This is a genomic window from Streptomyces sp. NPDC058145 (assembly GCF_042884245.1).
In the GTDB taxonomy this organism is placed as follows: domain Bacteria; phylum Actinomycetota; class Actinomycetes; order Streptomycetales; family Streptomycetaceae; genus Streptomyces.
In genome coordinates this window covers 308,067-320,621 of record NZ_JBHVUH010000004.1, presented here as the reverse complement: position 1 = coordinate 320,621, position 12,555 = coordinate 308,067, and the positions used below count along the sequence as shown (strand labels likewise).

Below are 12,555 nucleotides of genomic sequence, written 5' to 3'. Positions count from 1 at the left end.
ACGGGCGTGCGGGCATATGCGCCAGAATGGCCGGGTGACCTCAGCGACCAGACTGCCCGGGACCCCGGCCGCCGCCTTTCGGCCGCGGCTGATCGCCACCGACCTCGACGGCACTCTTCTACGTGACGACAAGTCGGTCTCCCCGAGGACGGTCGCCGCGCTGGCCGCCGCGGAGGAGGCGGGCATCGAGGTCTTCTTCGTCACCGGCCGGCCGGCCCGCTGGATGGACGTCGTCAGCGAGCATGTGCACGGCCACGGCCTGGCGATCTGCGGCAACGGCGCCGCCGTGGTCGACCTGCACGGTGGCCCCGGCACCCACCGGTTCGTGAAGGTGCGGGAACTGGCCCGTCGGAACGCGGTGGACGCCGTGCGGCTGCTGCGCGACGCGGCACCCGGCACGGTGTTCGCGGTCGAGCAGACGTACGGCTTCCACCAGGAGCCCGCCTATCCCAAGCTGCACATGGAGACGCCGGACAACCTGCTGCCCGCGGAGAACCTCTTGGCGGCCGACGGCCCGGACGCCGACCAGCCCGTACTCAAGATCCTTGCCTACCACCCCGACCTCGACCCGGACGCCTTTCTCACCCTGGCCCGGCTGGCGGTCGGCGAGCGCGCCAACGTCACCCGCTCCAGCCCGAGCGCCCTGCTGGAACTCAGCGGCCCCGGGGTCTCCAAGGCCAGCACCCTCGCCCTGTGCTGCGCCGAACGCGGCATATCGCACGAGGAGGTCGTCGCCTTCGGCGACATGCCCAACGACGTCGAGATGCTGACCTGGGCAGGCCGGTCGTACGCGATGGGCAACGCCCACCCGGACGTCATCGCCGCCGCCTCGGGACGTACGGTCGCCAACAACGAGGACGGCGTGGCGATCGTCATCGAGCGGATGCTCGCCGAACGGGACTGAGGCCCGTTCGGTCCGACCGTACTGGTACCGGCGCGCCCCTCAGCGCGCCGCCACCAGCGACTCCGCGGCCGCCTCCCGCCGTGCCATCGTCCGCAGCGGCCCGTCCGCGGCGGCCAGCTCCGCGTACGGTCCCCGCTGCACCACCCGGCCCTCGTCGAGCACGACCACCTCGTCCACCGCGTCGAGCCCGGCCAGCCGATGGGTGATCAGCAGCGTCGTACGGCCCTCGGTGGCGGCCAGCAGATCCGCGGTGAGCGCGTCGGCCGTGGGCAGGTCCAGATGCTCGGCGGGCTCGTCCAGAACGAGCACCGGGAAGTCGGCGAGCAGCGCGCGGGCCAGGGCGAGGCGCTGACGCTGCCCTCCGGACAGCCGTGCCCCGTGCTCGCCGACGAGCGTGTCCAGCCCGTCCGGCAGCCCGTCCACCCAGTCCAGCAGCCGGGCCCGGGACAGCGCGTCCCGCAGGCCGGCCTCGGTGGCGTCCTTCCGGGCGAGCAGCAGGTTCTCGCGCACCGTGCTGTCGAAGAGGTGGGCGTCCTGCGCGCACAGTCCGACGAGCCGCCGTACGTCGTCGCCGTCCAGGGCGTACGCGTCCACACCGGCGAGCGTGTACGAGCCCGCCCCGGCGTCGAGGAACCGCAGCAGCACCTGGGCGAGGGTCGTCTTGCCGGAGCCGGACGCACCGACCACGGCGATCCGCCGCCCACGCTCCAGGGTGAGGTCCAGCCCGGCCAGGGCCGCACGCCGCTGACCCGGGTGGCGGGCGGTCAGGTCCCGGACCACGAGCGGGAAGGGTGAGACGGGCGCCTGCCGCGGCCGCTCCGGCTCGGTGACGGGCTCCGGGGCGTCGAGCACCTCGAACACCCGCTCCGCGCTCCGGCGCACCCGCTGGCGATGACGCACGGCGAGCGGGAGCCCCAGTACGGCCTCGAAGGCGGCCAGCGGGGTGAGCACCACCACGGCCATCGCCACTCCGCCGAGCCGGCCCGTGGCCACCGCTTGGGCGCCCAGCAGCGCGGTCGCGGTGACGGTCAGGCCGCAGACCAGTGCGGTGAGCCCGTCGCCGAGGGCGGTGGCGGAGGCGCCGCGCGCGGCGATCCGGGTGAGGGCGCCGTCGGCCCGCCGGGCCGCCGCGGTACGGGCCGGCAGGGCGCCGGCGACGGTCAGCTCTGCGGTGCCGGTGAGCAGGTCGGTCACCCGGGTCGCGAGCACACCGCGGGCGGGCGCCAGTCGCCGCCCGGCGCGCCGGGCCGTGGCGGCGGTGACCATGGGGACACCGGCGCCGGCCACGAGGAGGCCCGTGGCGAGGGCGGCCCCGGCCTCGGGCAGCAGCCAGGCCGTGAAGGCGACGGAGACGGTGGAGACGGCGGCCGCGATCCCGGCGGGCAGCAGCCAGCGCAGCCAGTAGTCCTGGAACGCGTCGACGTCGGCGACCAGCCGGGTGAGCAGATCGCCGCGGCGGGCCGTCCGCAGCCCGGCGGGCGCCAGCCGCTCCAGCCGCCGGTACACGGCGACCCGGGTGTCGGCCAGCATCCGCAGCACGGCGTCGTGCGCGACGAGCCGCTCGGCGTACCGGAACACGGCCCGTCCGATCCCGAACGCCCGCGTCGCCGTCACGGCCACCATCAGATAGAGCACCGGCGGATGCTGCGAGGCCCGCGAGATGAGCCAGCCGGAGGTGGCCATCAGCCCGACCGCGCTGCCGAGCGCCAGGCCGCCGAGCAGCAGCGCGAGCAGCAGCCGGCCGCGCCGGGGACCCGCGAGGGCGCGTACCCGGGCCGGCATCCGACCGCGCGAAGCCGGGACTCCGGTCTCCGGCTCCGACCCGGCCTCGGCAGGGCCGCTCGCCTCGACCGAACGCATGCTGGGGTCGACGTTCTCGGGGACGGTATCGGTGACCGTACCGGCTGCGGGCGTCCCGACGGCGGGCGTCCTGACGGCGGGCGGCGCGGCAGAGTCCAGCCGGACCACCCGGTCCGCCGCCTCAAGCAGGGCCGGCCGGTGCACCACCAGCAGCACCGTGCGGCCGACCGCCAGCCGGCGCACCGCCGCCACGACATCGGCCTCCGTCGCCCCGTCCAGCGCGGCCGTCGGCTCGTCCAGCAGCAGGACAGGCCGGTCGGCGAGAAAGGCACGGGCCAACGCGAGCCGCTGGCGCTGACCGGCGGACAGCCCCGCCCCGTCCTCACCGAGCGTCGTCCCGGCACCCTCGGGCAGCGCGTCCACGAACTCCAGCGCGCCCGCGTCCCGCAGCGCCCGGCGCACAGCGGTGTCGTCCGCGTCGGGCCGGGCCAGCCGTACGTTCTCCGCGATGGTCCCGGCGTACAGGTGCGGCCGCTGCGGCACCCACGCGATCCGCGAGCGCCACTCCTCGAGGTCGATGTCGGCGAGGTCGGTCCCGCCGACGCGCACCCGGCCTTCGGTGGGACGGACGAAGCCCAGCAGCACGTTCAGCAGGCTCGTCTTGCCCGAGCCGCTCGGTCCGACCAGGGCCACGGTCTCACCGGGCTCGACGGTGAAGGACACGCCCGTCAGGGCATCAGCCGAGCGCTGCGGGTAGCGGACGGTCACCGCGTCGAAGGCGATGGCGCCCGGAGGCACCGACGCGGTGCCGGACGCCGGCACCGGCGTCTCCAGCACGGCGAAGATCTCCTCCGCCGCGGCGAGCCCCTCCGCCGCCGCGTGGTACTGCGCGCCCACCTGGCGCAGCGGCAGATAGGCCTCGGGCGCCAGCACCAGGATGACCAGCCCGGTGTACAGGTCCATGTCGCCATGGACGAGGCGCATGCCGATCGTCACGGCGACCAGCGCGACCGAGAGCGTGGCCAGCAACTCAAGGGCGAAGGAGGAGAGGAAGGCGATCCGCAGGGTCCGCATGGTGGCTTGGCGGTACTCACCGGTGATCCGCCGGATGGACTCGGCCTGGGCCTTGGCCCGGCCGAACACCTTCAGCGTGGGCAGCCCCGCGACCACGTCCAGGAAGTGGCCGGACAGCCGGGACAGCAGCCGCCACTGACGGTCCATCCGGGACTGGGTGGCCCAGCCGATCAGCATCATGAAGAGAGGGATGAGCGGCAGTGTGCCGACGATGATCGCCGCAGACACCCAGTCCTCGGTGACGATGCGCGCCAGCACGGCCACCGGGACGACCACCGCGAGCCCCAACTGCGGAAGGTAGCGGGAGAAGTAGTCGTCGAGAGCATCGACTCCGCGCGTGGCCAGGGTGACCAGCGAGCCGGTCCGCTGCCCGCCGAGCCAGCCGGGACCCAGCTGAACCGCGCGGTCCAGAACACGTCCACGCAGCTCCGACTTCACGGCCGCGCTGGCCCGGTGCGCAGCGAGCTCGGTGAGCCACGCGATGATCGACCGGCCCACGGCCACGGCGGCCAACAACACCAGGGGAGTGCGGAGTTCGGCGACCGCCTGACCGTGCTGGAACGCCCCGGTGACCACCTCGGCGATGAGCATCGCCTGGGCGATGACCAGCCCGGCTCCGACGGCCCCCAGCGCGACGGCCGCCCCCAGGAAGACACGGGTGGCACGGGCGTATCGCAGCAGGCGCGGATCGATCGGTTTCACGTGAAACATGCCCTTCCGTCCGGAGGGTGTGTTTCACGTGAAACACACCCTCGGCGGTCTCAGTGCGCGGCGTCAGCTATGTGCTGCGTGCCGATCCGCTTGCGGAACACCCAGTAGGTCCAACCCTGATAGAGCAGCACGAGTGGCGTGGCGACGGCCGCGCACCAGGTCATGATCTTCAGGGTGTACGGGCTCGACGAGGCATTGGTGACGGTGAGACTCCAGTCGCCTTCGAGCGTGGACGGCATGACGTTCGGGAAGAGCGACAGGAAGAGCATCGCCACGGCCGCCACGATCGTCACGCCGGACAGGGCGAACGACCATCCCTCACGCCCCGCCTGGTTGGCCACCAGCGCGGCCACCAGTGCGGCGACCGCCACGATCAGCGCCACCAGGCTCTTGCCGTCACCGCTGTCGGCCTGCGTCCACAGCAGGAAGGCGAGCGCCACAACGGCGGTGACAAGCCCGACCTTCAGCGCCAGCTTCCGCGCCCGCACCCGGATGTCGCCCACGGTCTTCAGCGCGGTGAACACCGCCCCGTGGAACGTGAACAGCGTCAGCGTCACCAGGCCGCCGAGCAGGGCGTAGGGATTGAGCAGATCCAGGAGGCTGCCGACGTACTCGAAGTGGCGGTCGATCTTCACGCCCCGCACGATGTTCCCGAAGGCCACGCCCCATAGGAACGCCGGGACGAGCGAGGTCCAGAAGATGGCCGTCTCCCAGTTGCGCTGCCAGTTCTCCTCGGGCCGCTTGGCCCGGTACTCGAAGGCGACGCCCCGGACGATCAGACAGACCAGGATGACCAGCAGCGGCAGGTAGAAGCCCGAGAAGAGGGTGGCGTACCACTCCGGGAAGGCGGCGAAGGTCGCGCCGCCCGCCGTGAGCAGCCACACCTCGTTGCCGTCCCAGACGGGCCCGATGGTGTTGATGAGCACCCGGCGTTCGGGCCGGTCGCGGGCCAGTAGCTGGGTGAGGATGCCGACCCCGAAGTCGAAGCCCTCCAGGAAGAAGTAGCCGGTCCACAGGACGGCGATCAGGACGAACCAGACGTCGTGAAGTTCCATGACTGTCCCCTCGGCCTAGTACGAGAAGGCCATCGGCTTGTCGGCGTCACGGGTGTCGCCGCCGATCTTCGTGGGCGGGTTGAGGTCGGCTTCGGTCAGCTCGGGCGGACCGGCCTTGACGTACTTCGCGAGCAGCTTGACCTCGACGACGGCGAGGATCGCGTACAGCGCGGTGAAGACGAACATCGAGGTGAGCACCTCGCCCTGGGAGACACTGGGGGAGACCGCGTCGCGGGTCTGCAGGACGCCGTAGACGGCCCACGGTTGCCGGCCCATCTCGGTGAAGATCCATCCCCAGGAGTTGGCGATCAGCGGGAAGGCCAGGGTCCAGATCGCGATGCGCCAGTACCAGGAGGTCAGCTCCGGGCCGAGCGCCTTGTTCCGGAACAGGACCAGGTGCGGCACCTCGTCGTCGCCCACCCGCAGGTGCTGCGGCAGCAGGAACCTCTTGCGGGTCAGCCAGAGCCCGGCGAGGCCGATGGCGAAGGAGGCCATGCCGAAGCCGATCATCCAGCGGAAGCCCCAGAAGGTGACCGGGATGTTGGGCCGGTAGTCGCCGGGTCCGAACTTCTGCTGCTCCGCCTTGTTGACGTCGTTGATGCCGGGCACGTACGAGGTGAAGTCGTCGTTGGCGAGGAACGACAGCAGGCCCGGGATCTCGACGGCCACGCTGTTGTGGCCCTTCTCCACATCGCCGTAGGCGAAGACCGAGAACGGCGCCGGCGCCTGGCCGTCCCACAGCGCTTCGGCGGCCGCCATCTTCATCGGCTGCTGCTTGAACATGACCTTGCCGAGCACGTCACCGCTGACCGCGGTGAGCAGGCCGGCGATGACCACGGTGATCAGGCCGAGCCGTAGCGAGGTCTTCATCTCACGAACGTGCTTCTTGCGGGCCAGGTGGTAGGCGGCGATGCCCACCATGAACGCGCCACCGGTCAGGAAGGCCGCGGACAGGGTGTGGAAGGCCTGGCTGAGCGCGGTGTTCTGGGTCAGCACGGCCCAGAAGTCGGTCAGCTCGGCCCGCCCCCGCACCTTGTCGATCTTGTAGCCGACGGGGTGCTGCATCCAGGAGTTGGCCGCGAGGATGAAGTACGCCGACAGGATCGTGCCGATCGACACCAGCCAGATGCAGGCCAGGTGGATCTTCTTGGGCAGCTTGTCCCAGCCGAAGATCCACAGGCCGATGAACGTGGACTCGAAGAAGAAGGCGATCAGGGCCTCGAAGGCGAGCGGGGCACCGAAGATGTCACCGACGAAGCGCGAGTAGTCCGACCAGTTCATACCGAACTGGAACTCCTGCACGATGCCGGTGACCACACCCATCGCGATGTTGATCAGGAAGAGCTTGCCCCAGAACTTCGTCGCCCTGAGGTACTTCTCCTTCTCCGTGCGCACCCAGGCCGTCTGCAGGCCGGCCGTGAGAGCGGCCAGGGAGATCGTCAGGGGGACGAACAGGAAGTGGTAGACGGTGGTGATGCCGAACTGCCAGCGCGCCAGTGTCTCCGGCGCCAGAGCCAGGTCCACGTCGTCACTCTCCTTACTACGCCGTGGTACAGCGGCGGTTTGCTCCTTTTGTCACACACGTACGGGAGCAATCGGGACGCGCTTGTGAACGCGTTCACATTCACAAGCCATTATGACGCACTGATATTCGGCAATCGCAAGGGGGTACCCCTCGGGCTCCCCCGACCGAACCGGTCAAACGAGAAGGGCCCCGCACACGGCGGGGCCCAGCCGAAGCCGCCGGCATTCCAGCCGCGGCCGCCTGCTCTCAGTTCTCCTTGTGGAACGCCTCCGCGACCTTCAGGAAGATGTCGTTCGCCTCGGTCTCCCCGACCGTCACCCGCACACCCTCACCCGGGAACGGCCGGACCACCACACCGTGCTCCTCACAGGCCGCGGCGAACGCGACCGTGCGCTCCCCCAGCCGCAGCCACACGAAGTTGGCCTGGGTCTCCGGCACCGTCCACCCCTGGGCGCGCAGCGCGTCGACCACGCGCTTGCGCTCGCACACCAGCGAGCCTACGCGGCCCAGCAGCTCGTCCTCGGCCCGCAGTGAGGCGATCGCCGCCTCCTGCGCGAGCTGGCTGACGCCGAAGGGCACCGCCGTCTTGCGCAGCGCCGCCGCCACCGGCTCGTGGGCGATCGCGAAACCGACGCGCAGCCCGGCGAGACCGTAGGCCTTGGAGAACGTGCGCAGGACGCAGACGTTGGGCCGCTCCCGGTACAGCTCGACACCGTCGGGCACCTCGGGGTCGCGGATGAACTCGCGGTAGGCCTCGTCCAGGACCACGAGCACGTCCCTGGGCACCCGGTCGAGGAACCGTTCCAGCTCGGCCCGCCGCACCACCGTGCCGGTCGGGTTGTTGGGGTTGCAGACGAAAATCAGACGCGTCCGCTCGGTGATCGCGTCCGCCATGGCGTCCAGGTCGTGCACATCGCCGGGGGTGAGCGGCACCTGAACCGAGCGCGCCCCGTTGATCTGCGTGATGATCGGGTACGCCTCGAAGGAGCGCCAGGCGTACATCACCTCGTCACCGGGTCCACTGGTCGCCTGGATCAGCTGCTGGGCGACGCCCACCGAGCCGGTGCCGGTGGCGAGGTGGGCCAGTGGGACGGCGAAGCGGTCCGACAACTCCTCCATCAACCCGCTGCAGGCCATGTCCGGGTAGCGGTTGAAGTTGCAGGCGGCCGCGGTCACGCTCTCCATCACGCCGGGGAGCGGGGGATACGGGTTCTCGTTGGAGGAGAGCTTGTAGGCCACCGGCCCGCCGGCCGCGGCCGGCTTGCCCGGCTTGTAGGTGGGGATACCCTCCAGCTCGGCGCGCAGCTTGGGGCTCGTCTCGCTCACCGCAGTCCTCCTCGCGACCACCGGCGGCCCGTCGACGCCGCCGGCTTCCAATACTCCACACCTTATGAGGATTCGGCCCCGCTGCGAACAGGTGCGGGACGACGGGAGTCCAGCCTCTTCCGTCACACCGGCATCAGGGGCATCACCACACGAAGGCGTACGTACCCGGGGGCGCGCCGCACATATATCTACGCGCCGGTGGCTCGCGCCCTGGCGCGCATCCCTCGTGAAGGTGAGTTGAGACCTCTTCGAGACATCGGCCCCTTGGCAGGCCCACGCCCGTCGGCACGTCACGTCCTATCATTGGATCGTTCAACTACCTTGTTTTCCAAGGCAGTTAGGCACCTTCAGCCATGCAGAAACGTGCCTGTCAACGCGTGCATATGCGTCCGCACTACCCCACCGCATGAGCCCTACTATCGGCTCGCCATGACAGCAGCAGGGAAGCACCAGGTGAGCCGCGCGGAAACCTCACGTCGAGGCAGCCGACCGAGCCGGGCGGGCATCAGAGACGTGGCCGCCGCCGCCGGGGTCTCCATCACGACCGTGTCCGACGCCCTCAACGGCAAGGGCCGGCTCCCGGACGCCACCCGGCGCCATGTCCGCGAGGTCGCCGACCGGCTGGGGTACCGCCCCTCGGCCGCCGCCCGCACCCTCCGTACCGGCAAGTCGGGACTGATCGGCCTGACCGTGACGACGTACGGGGATGAACCTTTCACCTTCACGGAATTCGCCTACTTCGCCGAGATGGCCCGGGCCGCCACCTCCGCCGCGCTCGCCCGTGGCTATGCCCTGGTCATCCTGCCCGCGACTTCCCGCCACGACGTGTGGTCCAACGTCGCCCTGGACGGCACGGTCGTCATCGACCCCTCCGACCAGGACCCGGTGGTCAGCGAACTCGTCCGGCAGGGCCTGCCGGTCGTCTCCGACGGCCGCCCGGCCGGCTCGCTGCCGGTCACCGCCTGGGTCGACAACGACCACGAGGCCGCCGTCCTCGACATCCTCGACCACCTCGCCGACGCCGGCGCCCGCCGCATCGGCCTCCTCACCGGCACCACGACGGACACGTACACCCATCTGTCCACCACCGCCTACCTGCGCTGGTGCGAGCGGGTCGGCCAGGAACCGGTCTACGAGGCCTACCCCGCGCACGACCCGTGCGCGGGCACCGTCGCCGCCGACCGCCTGCTCGCCCGGCCCGACCGGCCCGACGCCGTGTACGGCCTCTTCGACCCCAACGGAACCGACCTCCTCGCCGCGGCCCGCCGCTACGGCCTGCGCGTCCCCGACGACCTGCTGCTGGTGTGCTGCAGCGAGTCCACGGTCTACGCCAACACCGAGCCGCCCATCACCACGCTCTCCCTGAAGCCGCGCCGGATCGGTACGGCCGTGGTGCAGCTGCTCATCGATGCCATCGAGGGCGTCGAGTCGGACCAGCCCGTCGAACAGGTGATACCGACCGAGCTGATCGTGCGTACCTCGTCCCAGCGACGTCCTCCGCGCACGACCGTCAGCCCGCCGCGAGCCCCGGAGAAGGGGTAGCGGGCGGATCGCCGCCCGGCCGGTGACCGCAGAGCACGCGGTGGCCGCCACCGGGCGGTGGGACCTGAAGGGTCCGGAGCGGCAAGGTCAGACCTGGCACGACCCGCCCGGCCCACGGCCCGCGGCTTCGTTCGCCCCCGGACGGGCCGGCCGGCCGTCGCGCCGTACGGCCCACCGGCGCCGGGCAACCGGTCCGAACCATGTCCAAACGGGACGAAAGCCGCAGCGAACTGGAGTCTCGCTCCGATTCACCACCCCTGGGTCATCACACGGAACGACGCGCATTCCTATGATGGGCCCACGACACCGCGGGCCGCTGCGACCAGGCAGTCCGAAGCGGTGCAGCTGCGGCGCGATGGTGGAGGGGTCTGATGACTCAGGGGGCCGGTCAGGGACCCGAGGTGGAGCGGACGGCGACGTTGCGCGACTTCCGGGTGCCCGCGTACGTCAACGAGACCGGTCCGTACGTCCGCACCCACCCCGGTGACACCGTGCCGCCCATGGACGAGGCCTATCCGGAGGGCTACACGCCCACCCAGCGCGACCTGCCCGTCATCAACCGTGGCGACACGCTGCAGGTGTCCGTCGAGCCGGGCCCCGCGGCCCCGGACCCGCAGCCGTCGGCCGGCCCGGGCCCGCTGTACGTCGTCGGTGACGTCCACGGCTACCTGGACGAACTGCTGGCCGCCCTGGGGGAGAAGGGGCTGGTCGACGCCGACGGTCAGTGGAGCGCGGGCACCGCCCGGCTGTGGTTCCTCGGTGACTTCACCGACCGCGGCCCCGACGGCATTGGCGTCATCGACCTGGTCATGCGGCTGTCCGCCGAGGCGGCCGCGGCGGGCGGCTACTGCAAGGCCCTCATGGGCAACCACGAGCTGCTGCTGCTCGGCGCGAAGCGGTTCGGCGACACCCCGGTCCACTCCGGCGCGGGTACCGCCACCTTCCAGGCGGCCTGGCTGCTCAACGGCGGCCAGAAGACCGACATGGACCGCCTCCAGGACCACCACCTGCAGTGGATGTCCCGGCTCGACGCCGTGGAGGAGGTCGACGGGCACCTGCTCATCCACTCCGACACCACCGCCTACCTCGACTACGGCGACTCGATCGAGGCGGTCAACGACACCGTCCGCGAGACCATCACCCGCAACGACGCGGACGAAGTCTGGGACCTGTTCCGGAAGTTCACCAAGCGGTTCTCCTTCCGGGACGAGGGCGGCGCGGAAGCCGTGCGCTCCCTCCTCGATACGTACGGCGGCACCCGCGTCGTTCACGGTCACAGCCCCATTCCCTATCTGCTCGGCGAAGTCGGCTCCGAGGAGACCGAGGAGGACGACGGCCCCTCGGTGGAGGGACCGCACATCTACGCCGACGGGCTCGCCATCGCCATGGACGGCGGCGTGACCATGGCCGGGAAGCTGCTGGTCCAGCAACTTCCCCTGAATTCCTGAGCGTTCGCGGGGCTGATCGAGCCCGACCGGATGCGCCCAGGTCGGCACGCAATTTCCGGCAATCCCCTGTCACCGCGTGGCGTCACGGCTCTACCATCGGCTTATCCGTAGCAGGCTCCCCTCCGTTTCTGCCCGACGGCTCGCCGGCGTGCGAGCCCCAAGCCCTACGGAGCATCGGGGGATGCACATGAACAGCGTTCCGCAGCACCTGCTGAGCGAGGACCGCCAGGAATTCGAGCGGATCCTCGATGAGGCGCTGCGCTCCGCACCCCAGCGACCCGAACTGGCCGCTGTCGGACAGCGGCTCAACCCGGAACAACTGCGCACCATGGCACTCAACGCCACCGTGCTCATCACGGCGGCCGCGGCGACCGAGTACCAGCACTACGTGAAGGTCCGCGAGGAACTGCGCCGCCCCGCGCAGTCCATCCCTTCGGCCGCCGACGACACCGGTTCCGCGGAGCCGGGCGCGGACCCGGTGGGGCTCGCCACCGCCCTCGGCGAGGCCGCCGAGACCACCGGCGCGGGCGCCGTCGCCGTGATCGCGGTGCTGGCGCCCGTCCTCGCCGGGACAGCCGCGGCGATCTTCCTGCTCGTCGGCTACATCCTGAAGATGCTGGTCCCCGGTCAGGCCTTCGCCCAGACCATGCTCACCGCGGGCTGGGTGTTCGGCGCCGTGACCGCCGCCGCGATCCTCGTCGCCGGTGCCGGGCTGCTGCTCACCGCCCTGCGCAACAGCGCCGCGGCGGATGCCCGAGCGCACGACGCGGCTGACGAGGAGGTGGCCAGGGCCAGAGAGGCCTGGCGGGAGGCCCTGCTGGAACGCGGCGTCCTGCCGTTCCTGCGGGACGCGCTCGCCCAGCCCGGTACGGCCCCACTGCACCGCACGGCACCCTCGGCCCCGACCGGCCGCATGCCGCGCCTCGGCTACGGCCGTCCCGGTTTCAGCAGCCCGGACGACGGCTCCGTCTCCGACCGTCCGAGCTTCAGCAGTCCCGACTACACCAGCCCCGACTTCGGCGGCCCGGAACACCAGCCGGAATAGCCGGCTCGCGGCCCCTCACGGGGCGCCTGCCGGGCCCCGGTCGGTGCCCGGCAGGGACGGTGCCGGCGGCACGTCGCCGGTCTCACCGCGCCGCCCGACGCCCGGGGCCTGGCACGCCCCGGGCC

Annotated in this window: 8 protein-coding genes; 4 read left to right on the top strand and 4 right to left on the bottom strand. The window is 71.2% G+C overall.

What is annotated here, in order from left to right; translation table 11 throughout:
* The first annotated feature begins 16 nt into the window (after positions 1–16).
* On the top strand, positions 17–904 hold the full coding sequence (locus tag ACFVVO_RS11410) for a Cof-type HAD-IIB family hydrolase (protein ID WP_390053835.1): 888 nt from the start codon (positions 17–19) through the stop codon (positions 902–904).
* Between the two features lie 39 nt (positions 905–943).
* Here ACFVVO_RS11410 and cydD read toward each other — a convergent pair whose 3' ends face one another.
* The 4 genes from cydD to hisC all read right to left on the bottom strand — a co-directional run bounded on the left by cydD (position 944) and on the right by hisC (position 8,395).
* A complete protein-coding gene (gene cydD, locus ACFVVO_RS11405) occupies positions 944–4,480 on the bottom strand; it encodes a thiol reductant ABC exporter subunit CydD (RefSeq protein ID WP_390053833.1) in 3,537 nt (1,178 codons plus the stop codon).
* Between the two features lie 59 nt (positions 4,481–4,539).
* Entirely contained in the window at positions 4,540–5,544 is a 1,005-nt protein-coding gene (gene cydB / locus ACFVVO_RS11400; protein WP_390053832.1) for a cytochrome d ubiquinol oxidase subunit II, read from the bottom strand.
* 15 nt (positions 5,545–5,559) lie between these two features.
* Positions 5,560–7,068, bottom strand: a complete 1,509-nt coding sequence (locus tag ACFVVO_RS11395) for a cytochrome ubiquinol oxidase subunit I (protein WP_390053830.1) — start codon at positions 7,066–7,068, stop codon at positions 5,560–5,562.
* A 247-nt stretch (positions 7,069–7,315) separates the two neighbouring features.
* A complete protein-coding gene (gene hisC / locus ACFVVO_RS11390) occupies positions 7,316–8,395 on the bottom strand; it encodes a histidinol-phosphate transaminase (RefSeq protein ID WP_390053828.1) in 1,080 nt (359 codons plus the stop codon).
* Between the two features lie 429 nt (positions 8,396–8,824).
* Between hisC and ACFVVO_RS11385 the strand changes: the two genes are divergently transcribed.
* The 3 genes from ACFVVO_RS11385 to ACFVVO_RS11375 all read left to right on the top strand — a co-directional run bounded on the left by ACFVVO_RS11385 (position 8,825) and on the right by ACFVVO_RS11375 (position 12,430).
* A complete protein-coding gene (locus ACFVVO_RS11385) occupies positions 8,825–9,937 on the top strand; it encodes a LacI family DNA-binding transcriptional regulator (protein ID WP_390053826.1) in 1,113 nt (370 codons plus the stop codon).
* Positions 9,938–10,308: 371 nt separating this feature from the next.
* Complete coding sequence (locus ACFVVO_RS11380; RefSeq protein WP_390053824.1) at positions 10,309–11,385, top strand: metallophosphoesterase; 1,077 nt, start codon at positions 10,309–10,311, stop codon at positions 11,383–11,385.
* A gap of 181 nt (positions 11,386–11,566) precedes the next feature.
* Positions 11,567–12,430 carry a hypothetical protein gene (locus ACFVVO_RS11375; protein ID WP_390053822.1) on the top strand — a complete coding sequence of 288 codons (864 nt, stop codon included), beginning with the start codon at positions 11,567–11,569 and terminating at the stop codon, positions 12,428–12,430.
* The last annotated feature ends 125 nt before the right edge of the window (positions 12,431–12,555 follow it).